At 51.8% G+C, this 18,863-nt stretch carries 16 protein-coding genes; all 16 read left to right on the forward strand.

Going from position 1 to position 18,863, the window contains the following annotated elements; all coding sequences use genetic code 11:
• The first annotated feature begins 334 nt into the window (after window positions 1-334).
• Window positions 335-1,579, forward strand: a complete 1,245-nt coding sequence (locus Poly59_RS08510; RefSeq protein WP_186776098.1) for a glycosyltransferase family 4 protein — start codon at window positions 335-337, stop codon at window positions 1,577-1,579.
• A gap of 28 nt (window positions 1,580-1,607) precedes the next feature.
• Complete coding sequence (locus Poly59_RS08515) at window positions 1,608-2,591, forward strand: GDP-mannose 4,6-dehydratase (RefSeq protein WP_146533660.1); 984 nt, start codon at window positions 1,608-1,610, stop codon at window positions 2,589-2,591.
• 683 nt (window positions 2,592-3,274) lie between these two features.
• Complete coding sequence (locus tag Poly59_RS08520; protein ID WP_222436063.1) at window positions 3,275-5,920, forward strand: O-antigen ligase family protein; 2,646 nt, start codon at window positions 3,275-3,277, stop codon at window positions 5,918-5,920.
• 55 nt (window positions 5,921-5,975) lie between these two features.
• Complete coding sequence (locus Poly59_RS08525) at window positions 5,976-6,626, forward strand: hypothetical protein (protein WP_146533662.1); 651 nt, start codon at window positions 5,976-5,978, stop codon at window positions 6,624-6,626.
• A 151-nt stretch (window positions 6,627-6,777) separates the two neighbouring features.
• Entirely contained in the window at window positions 6,778-8,076 is a 1,299-nt protein-coding gene (locus Poly59_RS08530) for a flippase (RefSeq protein WP_186776099.1), read from the forward strand.
• A gap of 134 nt (window positions 8,077-8,210) precedes the next feature.
• Window positions 8,211-8,849 (forward strand): class I SAM-dependent methyltransferase, encoded by a 639-nt coding sequence (locus Poly59_RS08535; RefSeq protein WP_146533664.1) that lies wholly within the window; start codon window positions 8,211-8,213, stop codon window positions 8,847-8,849.
• Between the two features lie 423 nt (window positions 8,850-9,272).
• Complete coding sequence (locus Poly59_RS29300; RefSeq protein ID WP_186776100.1) at window positions 9,273-9,959, forward strand: alpha-1,2-fucosyltransferase; 687 nt, start codon at window positions 9,273-9,275, stop codon at window positions 9,957-9,959.
• Window positions 9,949-10,686, forward strand: a complete 738-nt coding sequence (locus Poly59_RS08545; RefSeq protein ID WP_146533666.1) for a class I SAM-dependent methyltransferase — start codon at window positions 9,949-9,951, stop codon at window positions 10,684-10,686. The genes Poly59_RS29300 and Poly59_RS08545 overlap by 11 nt, the downstream gene beginning before the upstream one ends.
• Window positions 10,676-11,665, forward strand: a complete 990-nt coding sequence (locus tag Poly59_RS08550) for a glycosyltransferase family A protein (RefSeq protein WP_186776101.1) — start codon at window positions 10,676-10,678, stop codon at window positions 11,663-11,665. Before Poly59_RS08545 ends, Poly59_RS08550 begins: the two co-directional genes overlap by 11 nt.
• 256 nt (window positions 11,666-11,921) lie before the next feature.
• On the forward strand, window positions 11,922-12,677 hold the full coding sequence (locus Poly59_RS08555; protein ID WP_146533668.1) for an FkbM family methyltransferase: 756 nt from the start codon (window positions 11,922-11,924) through the stop codon (window positions 12,675-12,677).
• Window positions 12,647-13,867: a glycosyltransferase gene (locus Poly59_RS08560; protein ID WP_186776103.1), complete on the forward strand. Its 1,221-nt coding sequence runs from the start codon at window positions 12,647-12,649 to the stop codon at window positions 13,865-13,867. Before Poly59_RS08555 ends, Poly59_RS08560 begins: the two co-directional genes overlap by 31 nt.
• A 73-nt stretch (window positions 13,868-13,940) precedes the next feature.
• The gene (locus Poly59_RS08565) at window positions 13,941-15,287 is read left to right on the forward strand and encodes an O-antigen ligase family protein (protein WP_146533670.1); all 1,347 of its coding nucleotides are present in this window, start codon (window positions 13,941-13,943) and stop codon (window positions 15,285-15,287) included.
• Window positions 15,284-15,985, forward strand: a complete 702-nt coding sequence (locus Poly59_RS08570; RefSeq protein WP_146533671.1) for an FkbM family methyltransferase — start codon at window positions 15,284-15,286, stop codon at window positions 15,983-15,985. Before Poly59_RS08565 ends, Poly59_RS08570 begins: the two co-directional genes overlap by 4 nt.
• The gene (locus tag Poly59_RS08575; RefSeq protein ID WP_146533672.1) at window positions 15,982-17,133 is read left to right on the forward strand and encodes a glycosyltransferase family 4 protein; all 1,152 of its coding nucleotides are present in this window, start codon (window positions 15,982-15,984) and stop codon (window positions 17,131-17,133) included. The genes Poly59_RS08570 and Poly59_RS08575 overlap by 4 nt, the downstream gene beginning before the upstream one ends.
• Complete coding sequence (locus Poly59_RS08580) at window positions 17,133-18,275, forward strand: glycosyltransferase (RefSeq protein WP_146533673.1); 1,143 nt, start codon at window positions 17,133-17,135, stop codon at window positions 18,273-18,275. Before Poly59_RS08575 ends, Poly59_RS08580 begins: the two co-directional genes overlap by 1 nt.
• Window positions 18,265-18,858 (forward strand): LbetaH domain-containing protein, encoded by a 594-nt coding sequence (locus Poly59_RS30540; RefSeq protein ID WP_146533674.1) that lies wholly within the window; start codon window positions 18,265-18,267, stop codon window positions 18,856-18,858. The genes Poly59_RS08580 and Poly59_RS30540 overlap by 11 nt, the downstream gene beginning before the upstream one ends.
• Window positions 18,859-18,863: the final 5 nt, after the last annotated feature.

An 18,863-nucleotide genomic window follows, 5' to 3' on the forward strand; every position in this document is an offset into this window, starting at 1 on the left:
CTTCTAATCTTGATCAGCAAACACCGACATGAAAACCGTTTGCTCACAAAGTTGTTCAAACTGCCCAAGTCTATCTCCTCGCAACCGGAATCACGCTCACTCCATGCCCCCTGACAGTCCCCTAAGTCTTACCCGTCGAACTTGGACGCGGCTTTGACGGTAATAATGAATATTCGAAAGAACCAGAACTGTTTCAGCCGCTAGACCAGGAAAGCGATAACCACTTGATTGCGATCGCCCCCTGGCCGATCATCATTGGATGAAAGCGATTCGGCGAAGGGTCAAATCAGCTTGGCTTCTCGCTCCGTTCCACCTTCTCTATGCCGGCAACTCTGTGACGTCCAAGCCGACCATCGTCTTCATCAACCGCTGCTATTGGCCGGATTCCGAGGCCACTGGACAGCTGCTGACGGACCTTTGTCAGGATCTAACGAAACGTTTTGACGTCCATATCGTTTGCGGAGCCCCAAATTCACCGACCACCATGGACTTCAAGCGATCAGGGATCGAGGTCCGTGACGGAATTACAATCCACCGCCTCACTCACACTCACTTCGCCAAACGAGTTCCCGCTGGGCGGATCATAAACCTGGTTTCATTCTCGCGATCAGCATCGAAGTACCTTAAACGCACCAACCTAAAGCCGCATGCGGTAATCTGCGAAACCGACCCCTTCCTGCTGCCGGTCGTGGCGTCCAGCTATGTCCGGCGAAACGGTGCGAAACTAGTTTGCTATCTGCAAGACATTTATCCGGACGTCGCAGAAGCCATTGGCAAGGTTCGCTCCGGATGGCTAACTCGCCAAATCCGGTTTCGATTAAAAGCAGCCTACGACCATGCCGACCGCGTCGTGGTGCTTGGCTCCTGCATGCAGCGCCGACTAACTTCACCGCCCTGGTCGATTGAACAGTCCAAGATGAGGGTCATCCCGAACTGGTCCGACTGTCAGTCAATCCAACCAATTTCAACCGAGTCAACGCAGTTTCGTCGTGTCAACAAGTTGACGGATAAACTTGTCGTCATGCACAGCGGCAACATGGGACTAACTCAGCGTTTGGACGTGCTAATCGATGCAACAGAGGATCGAAACTGGCCCGCCGAAGCAGTGCTAGTGCTGGTCGGCGATGGCGCTGCGAAACAATCGCTTGAAGAAAAAGCAGCGGCATTCGGGAACGATCGAGTGCGTTTCTTGCCCTACCAACCGCGAGAAACCTTGAGCGACAGCCTGTCAGCGGCTGACGTTCACTTAGTCTCGATGCATGCAGAAATCACCGGCTGCCTCTGCCCTAGCAAACTGTATGGCATCTTGGCCGCCGGCCGGCCAGTCCTTGCGATCGCCGACTCAAACACCGACTTGTGTGAAACGGTCCAGCAGAACCAACTGGGCTGGACGTGCCCACCGCGAAGATCCGACTCCATTGCAGTGGCCGTTTCGAAGGCCGCGATGGACCCGGCCTACCGCGAATCAGCTGGAAAACGTGCCCGGCAAATAGCAGTCGAGCGTTTCGACCGACCTGTCGTGACAAAGCAGTTCGGCGATATGCTCGCCCAACTGCTAAACCAGTCCGAAACCAACTAGCCGTCGCTCGCAAAACCCGAAACGCATCATGAAGTTTGCGCTAATTACCGGCATCACCGGCCAAGACGGTTCCTATCTCGCTGAACTTCTGTTGCAGAAAGGCTATACCGTTCATGGGCTCGTCCGCCGCAACAGCTCGACGACGCGGCTTCGCCTGGACCCGCTTTTTCATGACAAAAAAATCTACGGCGAGCGGCTGTTTTTGCACTACGCCGACCTAGATGACGTAACCACGATTCGGCGAATCCTCAACAAAACGCAACCCGACAAACTTTATCATTTGGCGGGCCAAAGCCACGTCGGGGCTAGCTTTGACATCCCCGAATCAACGTGCCAGTTCACAGCGATGGGCACACTCAAACTGCTCGAGATCATCCGCGATCTTGCCAAGCAACCAAAGTTCTTGCACATCAGCAGCAGCGAGATATTCGGTCGTCCCGACTCCGGCCCCCAAAACGAGATGACGGCGATGCGACCAATCTCGCCCTACGGTGTAGCAAAGACGTTCGCGACGCAAATGACGCGTGTTTACCGTGATTCATTCGGCTTATTCGCCGTCAACGCGATTTGTTACAACCACGAATCGCCTCGCCGTGGCGAGTCATTTGTGACTCGAAAGATCACTCGCGCCGCCGCAGCGATCTCGCTCGGCTTGGAAGACAAACTGCGCATGGGCAGCCTCGACGGACGTCGTGACTGGGGATTCGCCCCCGACTATGTGGACGCGATGTGGCGTATGCTCAACCAAGACTCGCCCCAAGACTACGTGCTGGCAACGGGTATCACGCACAGCGTTGAGGACTTCTTAGCTGCAGCCTTCGAAAGCGTTGGACTGAATTGGCAAGATCACTATCAGGCCGACCCTCGGTACGTGCGCCCCGCCGAAGTCAGCAATCTTGTCGGCGACGCCAGTCGGGCCGCCACCGAACTCGGCTGGAAACCAACAACCCAGCTTGCTGGAATTGTAAAGGCGATGGTCGAACACGACGTTCACTTGCTTGCGAAATCGTAGTGGTGTCAAAACTCATTTTTCGCCCAAACCCGATGCTGATATCTGGGCCACCAGCATCACCGTGGAAACAAGACTCTGGCGACGCCCCCTGCTGATCCGAACCACCGAGGCACCCCAGACCGCCCAGTTTTAGAAACCCCGAAATTGTGCCCCTGACGTTATACTTATAGGGGTTACCCCGCTTACGACCAGTATTACATCGTCTACTTTTGAACAGGACGATATGGGCAGGAATGTTCTTTGCATTCGAATGTTCGGCGGGTCATTCTGATCCCAAGAGCGAGTTCTGGGTATGGGAACTTTCCGATCAACCGGTTCGTAAACTCATCAAATCATATCGGGTCCGTCCATCTGAGAATGATCGACGAACTGCCCTTTTGTCTCAGTCCCCAATGCCAATGGCCGCAAACGGGACGTTTCGTCGCCAAAACATCAGTTTCGCCGCCTGAGTTTCCGTTTCGAACGGTCACCCAAGTGGACGAAGTCCGCGCCAACAGGACGCACTTGGACCAAGACACATTGCGACTCGTCGACCAACAGAGACTCTGCCCCCCCGATCGAATAATGGCTAAGGTACATCGCTCGGCAGAGCATCCGCTCGCATCCCAATCGCTCACGATGAAATCTCGCTCGCCCGCATGATATTCCTTCGTCATTTCGCAGCATTTAGCACTGCCATCTCGGTGTTGCTATTGGCAATTTTGCCAATAGCGGTCGCATTGGATTTTGGCGGAGTGTTGTGGTGGACCCAATGCGTGGCTGGTCTCGTGATTGCCGCTGCATTCGCGTTTTCGTTGCCAACAATTACCACTTGGTCTTCGTATCACCGACCGCGGCACATGTTAGTGATGGTTCCGTTGGTGCTGTGGCTGGGATTCTCAGCGTTCCAAACTATTCGCTTGTCACCGTCAATCGTCGGCTTGCTTAGCCCTGCCTCAAAAGTGGCCTACACGGATTGGATAAGTCCGATCCTGCCAGCCGAGCAATTACCGTCGTCTTATCCGATCTCAATCGCCCCCGACGATTCCAACCATGCCGTCGCACTGTTTAGCGTCATGGTGCTTCTCGCTTGGACATCGCTACGCGTCTTCAATACGCGTTCGCGGTTGATTGGACTCCTGAGCGCCGTCGCGATAACCGGAGCCTTGATTTCAGTCCTCGGAATCACATCGCTGACGCTTCCCGATCTGGCCATCGCCAAGTACTTCAGCGAAGCGGGGAACGCTAACTTTGCCAGCTTCGTCAACCGCAACAACGCTGCCTTAACGCTAAACCTTGGTCTCGCCGCTAGCCTCGGCCTATTGGGATGGCGACTGTCCGCGCTTACCGGCCAAGAAATCGACGGCGATGAATTCGAGATCGGCGAATTGTTCGCATTGGCAAGCGATCGCGATTCAGCCGTCGGTGTCGTTTGTGCGGTGCTGTGTTTGGCCGGACTTTTGGTTTGCGGTTCCCGTGGTGGATTGGGAGCGGCGGTTATTGCAACGACGGTCTCGTTTGGATGGATGCGACGCCGCAAAGGCCTATCAACCATCCCTGTAGCCATGGCAGTCATCGGCATCGCAACGGCCATTTTGCTGATTCCATTGAAGCTGAACCTCGAGTCCATCAAACGCTTGGAACTATTGTCGACGAACTCGAAAACGCTAGCCACGGACGGTCGCCTACAACACTGGCCTGAAGGCTGGGAAGCGGCAATTTCCCATCTACCTACTGGATCTGGCCTATCCACGTACGCCTACGCTTACCTGCCCTACCAAACCGAGACGCCAAAAAACTGGTTTCTGCACGCTGACAACTTGTGGCTAGAACTGTTCGTGGAACAGGGAATTGTTGGCATCACGATGGCGTTTTTGCTGTTGGCAGTCTTAATTTGGTGCCTAACAACCATCTCATTAACACATGATGCACTTGACCACGGCGTTCGTATAACCGGCTGGTATTGCATAACTGCGGTCGTGTTTTCACAGTTTTTTGATTTTGGTTTGATCGTTCCAGCCAACCTGATTCTTTTTGTAATGCTGATGGCCGCAATGGTTTCGCGTTCCAGCGAAACCGAAGAACTCTTCACGCTCGAAGAAGATCTCGAACGACCGTCCACTTGGTCCAGAATCGTGAACAGTGAAAAACTGGCTCGACTCGCATCCATCGTTTCGCCAGTCGTTGCATTAGTCGCGCTGACACTCACTGCGACATCTATTCCCCGACTTCTAAACGACGCAGCGGTTTCAACAGCGATCCGAACGACGGAAATGCAGTTGGCAGCCGGACAAGGGGACACTGCAATGCTCGAAGGAATTCGTTTGCAGGCCCAAAATACGACCGAGCCAATGCTCGTCTCGCAAATCAAGACGCTCGGACAGATCAATCATCGTCTAGCAAGACTCGAAGAAGTCGAGGAGCAAGATCCCGCTACTGTTCAACAGGCGAATGAGATGTACGTAGCGACTTCGCCAACGTACCGTCGCCTGCTAGGTCACAATGCGTCGCAATACATCGACGGACTTCCACCGACGGTCGAATCCTCCTCCCCCACAGGTATCGCTTCGGGATATCGCGAAGCAGTCAACCTGTACCTTCAATCTCTCGCTCGTTTGCCGCTTGATCCGGAAATCCGAGGGCGACTGATTGCCTTAGACTTCGCAATGACACCAGCTTTCACGCCCGCGAAACCGGCCGGTGACACAGACGCTGAAACATCCGTCACCCGCCACCTGTTGACACAACTCGGTCAATTGCATCGTGGGCATCCGTATCAACTTCGCGACGTCGCCGCACTGGCCGCCCAAAGTCGCATGAACGATCTAGCGGCTGAGTATTGGAAGCGTTCACTATTGAACTCACCAGGCTGGACATCCAATGTGATGCAGCAACTATCCAAGTACAAACAAGTAGACCTTCTAGCCGCTCTGCCCGACACACCTGCGATTATGCGTATCGCCACAAGCGAAATCCTGGCCAGTCAAAACGCATCTGCTTACCCTTTGCTTGAAACACTCCAGAGCAAGCTGCAGTGCGACGACTGTGAGAGCACCGACGAAAAGTCCAACTGCCTTGCACTCTCCGCCCGCGCGCTGTTGCGAGTCAATAGAATCGACGAAGCCGCTCGGTACTTCGCCAAGGCGATCGCCATCAAACCGACCAACGCCAATCTTCGACTCGACCTAGTCTCAGCACTTCGCGAATTGGGAAAACGGAGCGAAGCTCTTCAGGAAGCTCGCAAAGGCCGCCAAATCGATCCCAGTGACCTGCGTTTCGATAACGTCATCAAACAAATGGCTGATCTGGAGCTCAACTTGGAACCAAGCGTTAAACCGATCAGCAACTAAGCTCTAGAGAACGCCATGACACGTCTGATCTTACGCAAATATATGAGAGCCAGTTATGGGTACCGTTAACTTTGGTGTTCCCCAAAATATCGTGACATATCTCAAAGACCGAATGGGGCTCAAAGTATTTGTCGAAGGCGGAACCTACAAAGGTGGCACCAGCATTCGCATGTCGAACGTCTTTGATCAAGTGATCACGATCGAGAATTCGAAATCGATATACGACTCAACCTCGATTACTCTTGCCGACTATTCCAACATTGACGCCCGTCTGGGTGATACGAGGCAGCACCTGCCTGAAATTGTCGCGAAGCATGACAACCTACTTTTCTGGCTTGACGCTCACTGGAGCGGTGGAGCAACGTATGGCGAAGAAGATGAATGCCCAATCCTAGACGAACTAAAGATCATCTTTAATTCGAGACGCAATTCCGCCATTCTGATCGACGATGCGAGACTATTTCTCTCGCCACCACCACTCCCCCACCAGCGAACGAAATGGCCCAACCTCCAGGATCTGGTAGGTGCAATCCCACCAAACTGGGATTGCAGCTGCGTCAATGACGTGTTTGTAATTTTGCCGGCAAGCGAGAGCCAGCCTTACCGAGACTTTCAGCAAAATGCCAACACGAACCAGTGGAAAGAAGCGACGAAACCACGCAGCCTTGTCAGCCGTGCACTGGCTGCTGCGAGTCGCGCACTTTGAAGACACCGACAATTTCGTTCGCAACATCACGCTACGTATTCCGGCCGATGCTTGAACCTAGTCTTCCCACCTATAGCGCCGGCCGATAGTCACGATGAGTACGGAGTCAAAAACGACGGGATGGATTAGCCCAATTTTCGCGCGCTTTCCAATGCTCCGCAAAGCCCTGAAGAATAGCGGGTGGATATTCGGATGCGGCGTGCTTTCAAATATCACAGCATTTGTTGCAAGTGTGATGGCAGCCAGGTATTTGGATGTCACGGAAATAGGTGCCATCGGCTACGCAGCTTCGATTGTTGCGATGCTGCGGATTTTTGTCAGCCTCGGTATCGATGAAGTCGCCTGCCGAGAGATCTCGCAAGAACCTGACTCGTCCCCACAGGTCATCACGTCATCAATGGCCATTCGATTGACTGCAGCGGCAATTACGATTCCGGCAATCGTGGCCTTTGCACTCTTTATGACACCGCAAGCGATTGAAGGCCGCGCGTACATCCTGGTGATTATGTCTCTCGGACTCTTCGGAGTACCGTTTTCTTCTGCTAGCATTCACTACGCGAGTCACCTTCGATCCGCAGTACCCCAGCGAATCAACGCGACGCTTGCCATCCTGTACATGGCAATGGTTGCGATTGGCGTACAGCAGCGACTTAGCACCGGATATTTCGTATCGCTTATCGCAGCCCAACAAGCTCTTGGTGGATTGATCGTCTATTGGATTTACAGATCAAACGAAATAACGGACGCAAGATGGTCGCTTGTCCGAAAAACAGCAAAGTCACTGCTACACGATTCTTGGCCACAGACACTTTCGGGATTCGGCATTCTGATTCAAGCCTACAGCGATCAGATTATGCTTGGCGAAATGAAGGGGCTCGATTCGGTTGCCCAATACAGCGTCGCGCTCAAGATGACCACCGTCATGACGTTCGCGCCCTTGGCGATCCTAGCAAGCTTCTTGCCAAGTCTCTCGCGTCGCTTCAAGTCAGATCAAAACAGTTTTTGGATAGGATTTCATCAGGCCAATCGGCTGGCTTCGATACTTTGTGTCGCAATTGTAACGATCGTCTATTTCATTGGTGCAAAGCTCGTGTTGCTTACCTTTGGCGACCAATACTCAGGTGCCGCGGTACTGCTGTCCGTCATGTCGATGCGAATCTTCCTAACGTGCCTTGGGATCATACGTGGATCCTTCCTGGTAAACGCCAACATCCTTCAATACTCGATGCTGACGGTTTTGATTGGCACAGTCCTCAACATTCTTCTAAACCTAAAGTTCATACCGAGTCACGCCGAATTTGGTGCCGTCTACGCTTCGCTGATTTCGTTCCTCGTAACGACAGTTATTGTTGATCTACTATTTTCCAAAACTCGTCAGGCGATGTTAATTGCCATGCGAGGGTGGGCATTCCCATTCCTCAACTATGAAAACCAAGTTTTTCGGATCTAGGGGACATTCTCATCAAAATCAATGAAGCACTGAAGAGCCTTAAGTGGAGCACCAAGTCGGTTTATCAGGCGATTTGTCGAAACCGACTTCGCGACTGGACGAGATACTGGTCCGACAAGCGAAAGTACATAGCGATGGGGGGCAGTGAAGATATTGTTCACTTCCCGATTATCACGGACTGGACCGACCAAACTCAGATTGATCCCGTTTACTATCATCAAGATGCCTGGGCCTTCGAGCGAATCTTGGCGACAAAACCATCGCAACACGTTGACATTGGCTCCCATCACAAGCTGGTCGCACTCCTTTCAAAAGTTGTACCAACGGTGATGGTCGACATCAGACCGCTATCGGTATCGCTTGACAGTCTCAAGTTTGTCGAAGGCTCCATTGTCGAACTCCCCTTTGCGAACCAAAGCCAGGAATCAGTCTCCAGCATTTGCGTTGTTGAACACATTGGACTTGGTCGATACGGTGACCCGATTGACCCAGCCGGATCGATAAAGGCGGCCAACGAATTGGTTCGAGTATTGGCACCGGGCGGACGACTATTCATCTCAGTACCAGTCGGTAAGCGGGACTTTTTATACTTTAACGCGCACCGTGTTTTCTCTGAGGCGACCGTGCTGCGGCTTTTTTCAGAACTGGAAATGGTTCAATCTCGTTACATCTATGGCAACGATTTCGTAGAAGGCCATCGCGATGAAGTTGGGACCGGTTGCTATGAATTCAAACGGCCAGACACTTCGAATCGATCATCGGATATCGGCTAAGTAATCCCCCGCATGACATGGCTTAAAAAGCGAATCGGCTGGCTGATGATTCGGTTGCGATCGATAGCTCGCGTGGCATGCCGACTGCGGTTTGCCTGGGCGCTGCAATGCCTTGAACGAAGTGCGTTAGCAAAGGACCGTCCAATACTGCTGATTGCCGACAACTACGGAAGACTTGCAAATCGAGTCACAAGAATCTGCAATCTGATTTCGATAGCAAATCAGATGGGCGCCGTCTTAATCGACGCTGGTTTTGTGGAACATCGAAAGTCGTTCGCTGCCTTCGATGATTGTGCGCTATACGTTTATCCTCCTGAACGGCGGTCGAAAGTTGACTGGCGAGTGCGGCTAGCTTGCTTCATCATCCGCAATTGCCACTTCCGCGATCAGGACCTCCCCAAACAGATCTTGGACTGTTCCGACATGCTTGTAAGCGTCGACCGTTCGAATCAGCGTCTCGCGTTCAGCGCTCAAGAAATTGAAACTGCCATCGGAGCGTCGGGTTGCCGGATGTTGATTCTGTTGGGGCTGTATTTTGATGCCGACTGCAAGAGCCGATCAACGAAAGACGAATGCCGACAACAATTGGCCCCACAACAGAGCCTGGCAAAGACCATCGACGCAACGATTTCGCAAGTTCGGGGTGAAGGCGTTGGTGATGCCGAGTGTGAAGTAATCGGGGTCCACGTTCGGCAGGGAGACTACCGCTGGTGGCTAGACGGGAGGTTCTACTTTCCGCCAACGGTCTACGCGACTGCCATGCGTCAGATCCAGCAAGCCCGAAGCAATAAAGCCGTGAAGTTCCTAATTTGCTCTGATGAGACACTTGCCTCCGATATCTTCGAGGGCATGGACGTTCATTTTTCAGGTGGATCACCCACTGAAGATCTATTCTGTCTCAGTCGGTGCAACCTGATCATTTCAACTTTCTCCAGCTTTGCCTACTTTGCATCGTTCTATGGAGACCGACCGATACTCGATCTTTCCAGCTTATCATTTGATCAAAACCAATGCATGTCGATGGTGCCATTAAATTCCAAGGCCTGGCCGAGACTTGGGCTTCCCGAAGCGTTTAACGAAGATGAGGCAAGTCAAAGCAATGCAGTCTGAAATCAAACCATACGCCTACACCCATTCAAAGAATCTACATTCGTATTCATCAGCAGAGTTAGCGTATCGGATCATCATCGAAAGGATTGGCGTCGAACCGGCATCGGTGCTTGACGTTGGTACGGGGACGGCCGAGTGGGCGAAGGCGGCTAAATCGCTAGGCGCGAATCACGTCTGGGGTGTCGACGGAATCGAGACATCCGATGCGATTGAAACACTCGGGAAGGGATGTTTTGAGGTTGTTGATCTGCGTTTGCCATTTGACCTAAAGCAAACGTTTGAACTGTGCATCTGCTTAGAGGTTGCGGAACATCTGCCCGACGCTGCGTCGGAGGTGCTTATTCAAAGCTTGACCAATCATGCCGACACAATTGCCTTTTCTGCGGCGATTCCCTACCAACCAGGCGACCATCACATCAACTGCCAACCACCTAGCTACTGGCAATCGAAGTTCAATGCGATGGGATTTGCCTGTTTTGATTGCTTGCGAGACTACTTGGTTCCAGAAGAAGAAATCCATTGGTGGTATCGCCAGAACATTTTTTTATGTCGGCGGGACCCAGATTTAGCGGGCTCAGAACCACGAATCATTCATCGTGTCACGCCTGAGTGCCTCGACGAGGTTGTACGACTGTACCGCGACCACCGTTCGACGCAGCAGTTAGCCAAGAGCCTTGCTGGGTCGATCCTGCGAAAACTTAAACGAGTCTCTTTCATTGCTCGCTAACGGAATTTCGGTTGTCGTCTGTTGCTTCAACAGCGAATCCGTACTTCCGGATACCCTGCAGCATTTGAAGTTGCAAACGACATCGGACGATCTCGAGTGGGAAGTGGTGATCGTCGACAATGCATCGACAGATACAACGACCAAAATTGCAAGTGAGTTTGCGTCGAGTTTCGGCAACACCGATCGACTTCGTATCGTTGCGGAGCCAACACCTGGACTCAGCAATGCTCGTAAGGCGGGTGTCTTCGCAGCGAAATACCAATACTTAATATTTTGCGACGACGATAACCACTTGTGCCCTAGCTACGTTGAGTCCGCCTACAATTTCCTTAAGCAAAACAACGACGTGAATGTTGTCGGTGGGACAGGTACAGCAGTTTCGGCCATTGATCTACCTCATTGGTTTGCCAGTTTCCAGTCCGCCTACGCGTGCGGTCCACAGGCTTCGGAGCCAGGCCCTATAGGGAATCGATATCTGTACGGCGCGGGAATGGCGATTAGGACGGAATACCTTCGCGATGCGTACGCATCTGGTTTTGAACATCAACTGTCGGATCGTTCAGGCCAACAACTTAGTTCAGGCGGTGACGGAGAAATTCAAGAATGGCTGTCAATCCTATCTCCTGGCGAACGATACTTTCTTCCGTCCCTGACGTTTGATCATCGCATTTCAGAAGCGCGTCTTTCGCTTACTTATCTAGAGCAACTGTACGTTGGATTCGGCCAAATGTTGCCGATCCTACAAATCTATCGAAGAGTGAAAGAAGGCTATCGCAGCGCATTCTATCTTTGGATTCGAGCTTGGGTAAGCGCACTAGCTATCTATGTTCTACATTTGGGTGCATCAAAGTCAAACGACCATCGACAACTCGCGAGAAAACGTCACCGAGAGACAATTCGTTGGCTGTTCACGAATCGCAAGAATTTCTTTGAAACGGTCTATCACATTTGCTCCATGCACGACCGAACTGCAGAATAAAATCCGTCTACACGAACACCCCAGATCGTCCCGGAAAGACAGCCAACCATTGACCGGCCAGTGTTGTCAACAAAGCCAAAATCTTTGCAGTGCCGAATGCATCGAAACAGTCTCCCACTAAAGCAAGCGTTGCACTTCCGACTATTTTATGACGGCCCGCGAGACCTGCCCCTATTTTAATTCGAACGCCCAACTCAATTGACAACCAGTTTGGGCATCTATTCTTCGAATCGGCAAACACGAAAACAACATTTTCATGCAAAAAATCCACCGCATACTCTTATCCAGTTCTCTTACGAAACCCGTGGTACGGTGGGCTGGAAGAAAGCTTAAAAAAATAGCCGGCGCTGCGGATGCATCATCCGACCTGAGTAACGTTCTTAAACTCGGCAAGCCGGTTGCGGTCCTGGACATTGGCAGCCATTTAGGCGAAACGATTGCCCGATTCCGCGAATTCACCCAGTTACCGATTTTTGGTTTTGAGCCATCACCTGAAACGTTCGAAAGGCTATCCCGTCGTTTCGCTGGCGATTCAAGCATCTCCATTCACTGCATTGCTTTGTCAAACCAAAATGGAATGGCGGCTTTCAACCTGAACGCCAATGAGCAAACCAATTCATTACTTGAAAACGACATTGGAAACGAGACACTGCTGTCGGACTACACGCGACATCTTCAGGCAACCGAGGTGCAAACTAAACGCCTCGATGATTGGCTAGACGAGTATTTTCCCGAGGGCGACATCTTAATCAAAAGCGATGTTCAGGGCGCTGAGGGTATGCTGATTGAAGGTGGCGAACGAGCATTCGCTAGTCGAGTGATTGGGTTCTATGGCGAAGCCCAACTGGGGCCAATGTACAAAGGACAAAGCACACTCTGGGACTTGAACAAGACGCTAACGACACAATTCCATTTTGCCTTGTCAAATATTTACCCAGTCTATCGTGATCCCAAAGGCAGAGCATTGCAGACAGACGCCTTATGGATACACGAACGGTTCTTAGGATCGTGATTCACGCGCTTGTATTCGAATCGGCACTTACAGGCCATCGCGCGTACTACGTTCGATTGCTGTGTGACGAGTTGCTGCGACTTGGAATTGAAGTTACGGTTGCTGTACCCGACGTGGGGGAACAAATGTCAGAGTTCGAAGTTCACCTGGGTGGAATTCGCAACCATGTTCAATGGATATTCTATGCAACGCGGGAAGGGATTCACCGAGAAGCCGACTCTTTCTTAAGCGTCATCAACGACAGCAGTTGGGATCATGTTTTTTGTACCTGCAGTGATATCCTAGCCCGTCAACTCGGCCAACCCTTCGCGAAGATTCGCCGCGATCCTCAGCGTGCTATTGAAGGACTATTAATGCGAATCAACGCGGCCTACCTGGCACCGAGCGTTGGCGGACGAACCAAAGACTTGCTAGCAGAGCGTTTGATCGCAAGGTGCCCGTTTGATCGATTCCATTTTCTAGACCCGCTCTCATGGCGTCGATTTTTCGATAATTCGGGCCGTGCGCCCGACGCCAAACTGATGCCTGAAGCAATCGAACCGCTTGCAGTCGCCGGGCGAATTGACGCATGCCAGATTCTTGGCGTCCCGGCGGACACTCGATACATCACTTGTCCTGGTACCGTCCAGGAACGCAAGGGAATCCGGGAATTAGTCGCAGCATTTCGAATGGCCAACATTCCAGATACACGACTTCTGCTTATCGGCAAGCAAACGGCAACCATGTCGCAGTATTTCAAAGAATATTGTGGCGACCTCCTACAATCCGAAAAACTGGTTCTCTCGGACCGCTACGTTAGTTCAGCCGAGTTTGATTGTCTTTTTGCAATCGCGGACCTTGTATGTGTTCCTTATCCCAAACACCTTGGTTCGGCAAGCATTTTAATTCGAGCATCCCGTGCCGGATGCAACATCGTTGCGTCGGATTGGGGCTGGATTGGCTGGGCGAGCAAACAGTTTGATCTTGCTCGCACATGCGACGTTAACGACGTCGAAACCTTTGCTGATTCATTAATATCGAGCCTTCAATCGGGTGATGACTCCATCGCTACGAGTTCAATTCGCAAAAGCTTCAATCAATTCCACACACGAGACAACTACCTAGCACACTGGACTGCATTTCTGGGTGAACGACATGGTCTCAACACGCTACCAACGATCAAATTCCCTGCGTCCGACTCGCAAGTCTGAGCTCACTACACCCAAGCGGCCTCGACGACCGACCTCATCGACCGAACATGAACTGAGTTAGCGAAACACTCTTTTGTTACAACTGATCACCTACATTACGATCGCAATCGCTATTTTCCTGGCCTACAAGTCCAAGGAAAGAATGGGTTATGCGTTAGGATTGATGTGGTCCATGTACGCGTGGGAGCAGTTGGTCCAGCAAGGGAACGCCTTCCTCTTGCAACGTGGCTCATTAATCAACATTGGGTTAACTCTGCTCGCGATACTCGCAATCCTTTTTGCCTACCCGCGCGGCGAGCTTCGCCATTTTCGGTTTCAGCCACCTCACCTGTGTGTGATTGGACTGCTATCTCTGGCTGTAGCGTCATCACTCTGGACAATCAGTCCAAAAGACACCGAAGAACAGCTAAGGCTGATGGCGCCGTACCTATTTGCTTTCGTCCTTGTCTGTCCCTTCCTGGCCCAGAATCCCCGGGCCATCAAGGATGCCATCAACGTCACAATCTATTTTGGTGGACTCGTCCTGCTCGGGCTGCTGTTTAGCAAGATTGGGTCGCGGGGAGTGATTTTGACGAGAGTGGGCGGTGTCAACGTTGAAGGTAATCCTCTTGCGACCGCATCGTACGCCGGAATCGTTGCAATTTGCACAGGATTTTCTGTCTACAACGATCGCACGAACAAAGCCTTACTGCTGCTGAAGTTGGCCATCGTTGCTTTGGCTCTGTGGACGGTGGTTAGAAGTGGTTCGCGTGGCCAAATGGTCGCCCTTGTGGTTTCGACGCTCTTGATGCTGCCACTGACCGCAAGACTTGCAGTCCGGCGTTCAACCATTATGCCACTGTTGACGATCGCGATTTTTTGTGGAGCTGCGATCTGGGCGATTGACCACTACGACCTGTCCGCGCGTTGGCGCTGGGTTAGCATCAACGGTGCGCGTGAAGGACGATTTCAAATGGTCATTCGGTTACTCGAAGTCTGGGCGTCGGGCGGGCCTTTCACCTGGATAGGCGGACTTGGGTCAAGTAGTTCTTTCAGAATCGTTGGCTTCTATCCGCACTGCGTGCCGCCCGAAGTCTTGGCAGAATTAGGACTCGTTGGATTTGCGCTGCTTGTGATGTTTGTCGTAGGCGTCACCAATCGCGGACTGGCATTCTTGAAATCAACGTCTATCGACCCGTCGACACGACTGTTGATCGGAACGCTCTTCACGATGTTTTTCTTTGATGCATTGTTGTCGCTCAAACAGGGTAGTTTCTTGGGATCGCCCTTCTTCTTGTGTCACGGAATATCGATTGCGCTCGCTTGTAGCACTGCACATCTCTACAAGCACGATGATGTGGTGAACCTTCCGAAACGGATGGGTGGTACGAGACGCGCGCGGCTAGCGAACACTGCGACGAGTGGAGATGCAGCACGATGATTAAGTCACTGTTGCGAGTTGCGCGTCGTGAATTCACATTTCGAATGGGTGGATTTCGCCCGTCGATTGAAAAGGTTGGCGAGGCAAAATACCTGGGTTCCGTTTATGGCGGTTGGCCGGTAATCCCATCACTCATCAATGCTGACTCGATTATTTATTCCTTTGGGGTTGGACAAGACATTTCGTTCGACCTAGCAATGATCGAATTGTTTCATTGCAAAGTGCAGGCTTTCGATCCGACACCGATTTGCAAAGAATGGATTTCACAACAATCGCTCCCGCCAAAATTCTTCTTTCATCCCATTGGGGTTGCCGGACAAGACGGTACCATCACGATGTATTTGCCTATAGTCGAAGGCAGTGTTTCGTGTTCAGAACAGCAGACTTCGAGAATCCAAAGCAGTGTGCAAGTTCCCGTGCAGAGAGTAGAAACAATCATGCGGGAACAAAACGATGCCCACATCGATGTCTTGAAGATGGACATCGAAGGCAGTGAAATTGGGGTAATCGACGACCTCATCAAGACTCTGATCAGACCGGGGCAATTGTTGGTAGAATTTCACCATCGAATCAATCGATCGGGGATCGCGACCACGAAACGATCCGTTGGACTTCTGCAGTCGGTGGGCTATCAGCTATTTCACGTCAGTGAACTGGGCGACGAATTCTCCTTTGTCCACAGGAGTCGCCTGCGATGAGCGATCCATTTTTTGATGGCACGTTGCTTATACGACAGCGAAGCTTGCCGTCCTATCGAGTCCCTCTCTTTGAACGCATTGGAAAAATGTGTCGGCGCTTGGTGGTCGTCACATCAAAACTTCCCACTGAAGATTCGATGATTGAAACCGATCAACTTGTCAACGGCGATTGGATTCGCTTGCAAGGCAGATCGCTCGGCAAAGGTGTGACTCTGGTCTATTGGCAGTCAGGATTAAAGAAGACGCTCAAGAGCGTATCAGCCGATGCGATCATTACCGAAGCGAATCCTCGATTCGTGGACACAGGACTTTTAAAACGCTGGAGTCGTGATAACGAATGCCCGATTCTAGGTTGGGGATTGGGCACTACGAACTTCTTCGGGCATGGCTACGCCAACCTTCGCAATTGGCGTCGCGCGAGGACACTGCGGCAATTCGATGCTTTGATTGCTTATGGATCCGTTGCGAAACAACAATACTGCGATGGATTTGGGATATCCCCCGACTGCGTATTTGTGGCACACAACGCGACTTCCGACACGCCTTCATTGGGTGCAGACGCACTTAGAGAACGATGCGAGTCAATGGCGGCGACTCCATTCACAGTGCTCACAATTGGGCGTTTGATCGCGAACAAGAACTTAGAGTTACTGATTGACGCAGCGCACCAATTGAAAGAGCGTGGTCTGCTGATTCAAGTCGTAATGGTTGGCGATGGCTCGCACCGCGAAGCACTCCAGGCTCATGCGAAGCGGCTAGATGTTGCGGCTTTCTTCCCAGGCCATCTCGAAGGCAGCCAGCTTGAAACGGTTGCCCGTCAAGCACATCTGTTCGTCCTGCCTGGACTTGGTGGACTGGCGATTCAACAGGCAATGGCTTTTGGATTGCCGGTCATTGTTTCGCAAGCGGACGGAACAGAAACCGATCTGGTCCGTCCAACCAACGGGTGGCAAGTACCACCCAATGATGCGTCCATGATCGCGAATGCGATTGAATCAGCTGCAGCAGACCGTCCCGGAACAACACAGAAGGCAGTAGAATCTCTGCGAATCGCTAGCGAAGAAATCAACCTATCCACGATGGCGACTAAAATGATTGAGGCAGTCAATCAAACAAGCCGCATCAAGCTCACAAGAGTGAACCGTTAGTGCTTCGCGTCATCAACCTTGTCGACTCACGCCGCCAGATCAATTTTGGGATCTGGAATGCTGCGATCGCGACCGCACCGACGCTGAAAAGCCTGGCTGGGATTGAGTCTGAACTATGGTTCCCGCGAGATCGCAACACTGTCATTCCTGAAGTATTCCACGATCAAGTGGACGCATTTGAAGAAGTGTCTTCGGCTGGGCAATTTAGAAAACTGCTGAATCAACGGGTGACGGGAGACTTGCCCGTCGTCGTGATCAGCCACGGTTTGTGGCGTGAACCGACGCGTTGGGCCGCGCATGCCAAGCAACTTGGTCTTCCCTGGATCTTTACGCCACACGGAATGCTTGAACCGTGGAGTCTTGGTCAAAAATGGATCCGCAAAGCAATCTACTTCCGTTGTTTCGAAAAACGCATGATAGAAACTTGCGATGTCATACGGGCGGTTAGTCGCCCCGAGCAACGGAATCTTAAAATTCTGTTGAAGCAAAAGAACGTAACGATGATTCCGAATGGAATTGATCGATCACCGGTTGTTCAGCGAAAGCCACACGAGACCGTACGTTTCGTTTTCTTGAGCCGGTTACACAAGAAGAAAGCGGTCGCGGAATTGGTCATGGCGTTCTGTCAGTCGCCTTTGAAGAACAACCCAAACGTTGAGCTTGTCGTCGCCGGACCTGATGAGGGCGAACTGGACAGGATTACTGAGTGCATTCGAACTACGCAGACGGACAATGTCGTAGTCCCCGGTGCGATCTTCGGCGATAAGAAATTCGGCCTACTTGAATCGTCCGACTTTTTCGTTCTCCCCTCTCACAGCGAAGGCTTTCCTTCCTCGGTTGTCGAAGCCATGGGACGTGGTTGCATCCCGATCATTTCAGATGGCTGCAATTTCCCCGAAGCAAAAGCACTTACGATCAGTGCATCACCAGATATCGATAGCATTAAGAACGCCTTGATGACCGCAGCGAATTTGAAGCCAGACAAAGTCTCCAAGTGGTCGTCAGAAGCTGCTGACTTTATTAGAGCAAATTACACGGTTGACAAAATTGCTTATCAGCAATTGGAGCTGCTTTGCCGCCTAACCAACTCACCTCTTGCAAAGCAGCCCTGCAATGTAGAGAGCCAAACGCATGTCGTTTGAAAACATCGGCCAGAAAGAGATTCAACGACTCGACCGGTTTCACAGCAATCTTTCAATCTGGAACCGATTGGAAAGATCGGCCTGGGGCATCACATGGCTGATCTTTTTTCGCCCATCCCCAAGAATCGCATTCCGATGGCGACGGTTTCTGCTGCGGTGCTATGGCGCGACAATTGGCGAAAACGTTCGAATCTACAACTCTGCATCAATCTTCTTGCCTCGCAATCTGACGCTTGCGGCGCATTGTGTGATTGGCCCCCGAGTGGACGTCTACTGCGTAGCTTCGATCGACTGCGGCGAGCACGTGATGGTCTCGCAAAATGTTGAGCTATGTGCAGCAACACATGATTACCGCCAAGTAGATCTGCCACTTGTTGCCTCGCCAATTCGCATCGAACCTGAGTCGTGGGTGTGCGCGTCGGCATTCATTGGCCCGGGTGTCACGATTGGACGCGGCGCCGTTGTGGGGGCAAGATCTGTCGTGTTTAAAGATGTGGCCAGCGAGGACATTGTCGCGGGCAACCCGGCGAAGCGAATCCGCTCACGCACAGAACAGAAGTCCGCTGGTGGATCAGGAACGTAACTCAG

The sequence above is a fragment of the Rubripirellula reticaptiva genome (genome assembly GCF_007860175.1).
GTDB lineage: Bacteria > Planctomycetota > Planctomycetia > Pirellulales > Pirellulaceae > Rubripirellula > Rubripirellula reticaptiva.

Bases quoted from the DNA above. Each gene is read 5' to 3' on its own strand.
- Poly59_RS29300 (WP_186776100.1), top strand. From the start codon at position 9,273: ATGCTTGTAAGCGTCGACCGTTCGAATCAGCGTCTCGCGTTCAGCGCT.
- Poly59_RS08555 (WP_146533668.1), top strand. From the start codon at position 11,922: ATGCAAAAAATCCACCGCATACTCTTATCCAGTTCTCTTACGAAACCC.
- Poly59_RS08535 (WP_146533664.1), top strand. From the start codon at position 8,211: ATGGGGGGCAGTGAAGATATTGTTCACTTCCCGATTATCACGGACTGG.
- Poly59_RS08530 (WP_186776099.1), top strand. From the start codon at position 6,778: ATGCTCCGCAAAGCCCTGAAGAATAGCGGGTGGATATTCGGATGCGGC.
- Poly59_RS08570 (WP_146533671.1), top strand. From the start codon at position 15,284: ATGATTAAGTCACTGTTGCGAGTTGCGCGTCGTGAATTCACATTTCGA.
- Poly59_RS08525 (WP_146533662.1), top strand. From the start codon at position 5,976: ATGGGTACCGTTAACTTTGGTGTTCCCCAAAATATCGTGACATATCTC.
- Poly59_RS08515 (WP_146533660.1), top strand. From the start codon at position 1,608: ATGAAGTTTGCGCTAATTACCGGCATCACCGGCCAAGACGGTTCCTAT.
- Poly59_RS30540 (WP_146533674.1), top strand. From the start codon at position 18,265: ATGTCGTTTGAAAACATCGGCCAGAAAGAGATTCAACGACTCGACCGG.
- Poly59_RS08545 (WP_146533666.1), top strand. From the start codon at position 9,949: ATGCAGTCTGAAATCAAACCATACGCCTACACCCATTCAAAGAATCTA.
- Poly59_RS08560 (WP_186776103.1), top strand. From the start codon at position 12,647: ATGGATACACGAACGGTTCTTAGGATCGTGATTCACGCGCTTGTATTC.
- Poly59_RS08575 (WP_146533672.1), top strand. From the start codon at position 15,982: ATGAGCGATCCATTTTTTGATGGCACGTTGCTTATACGACAGCGAAGC.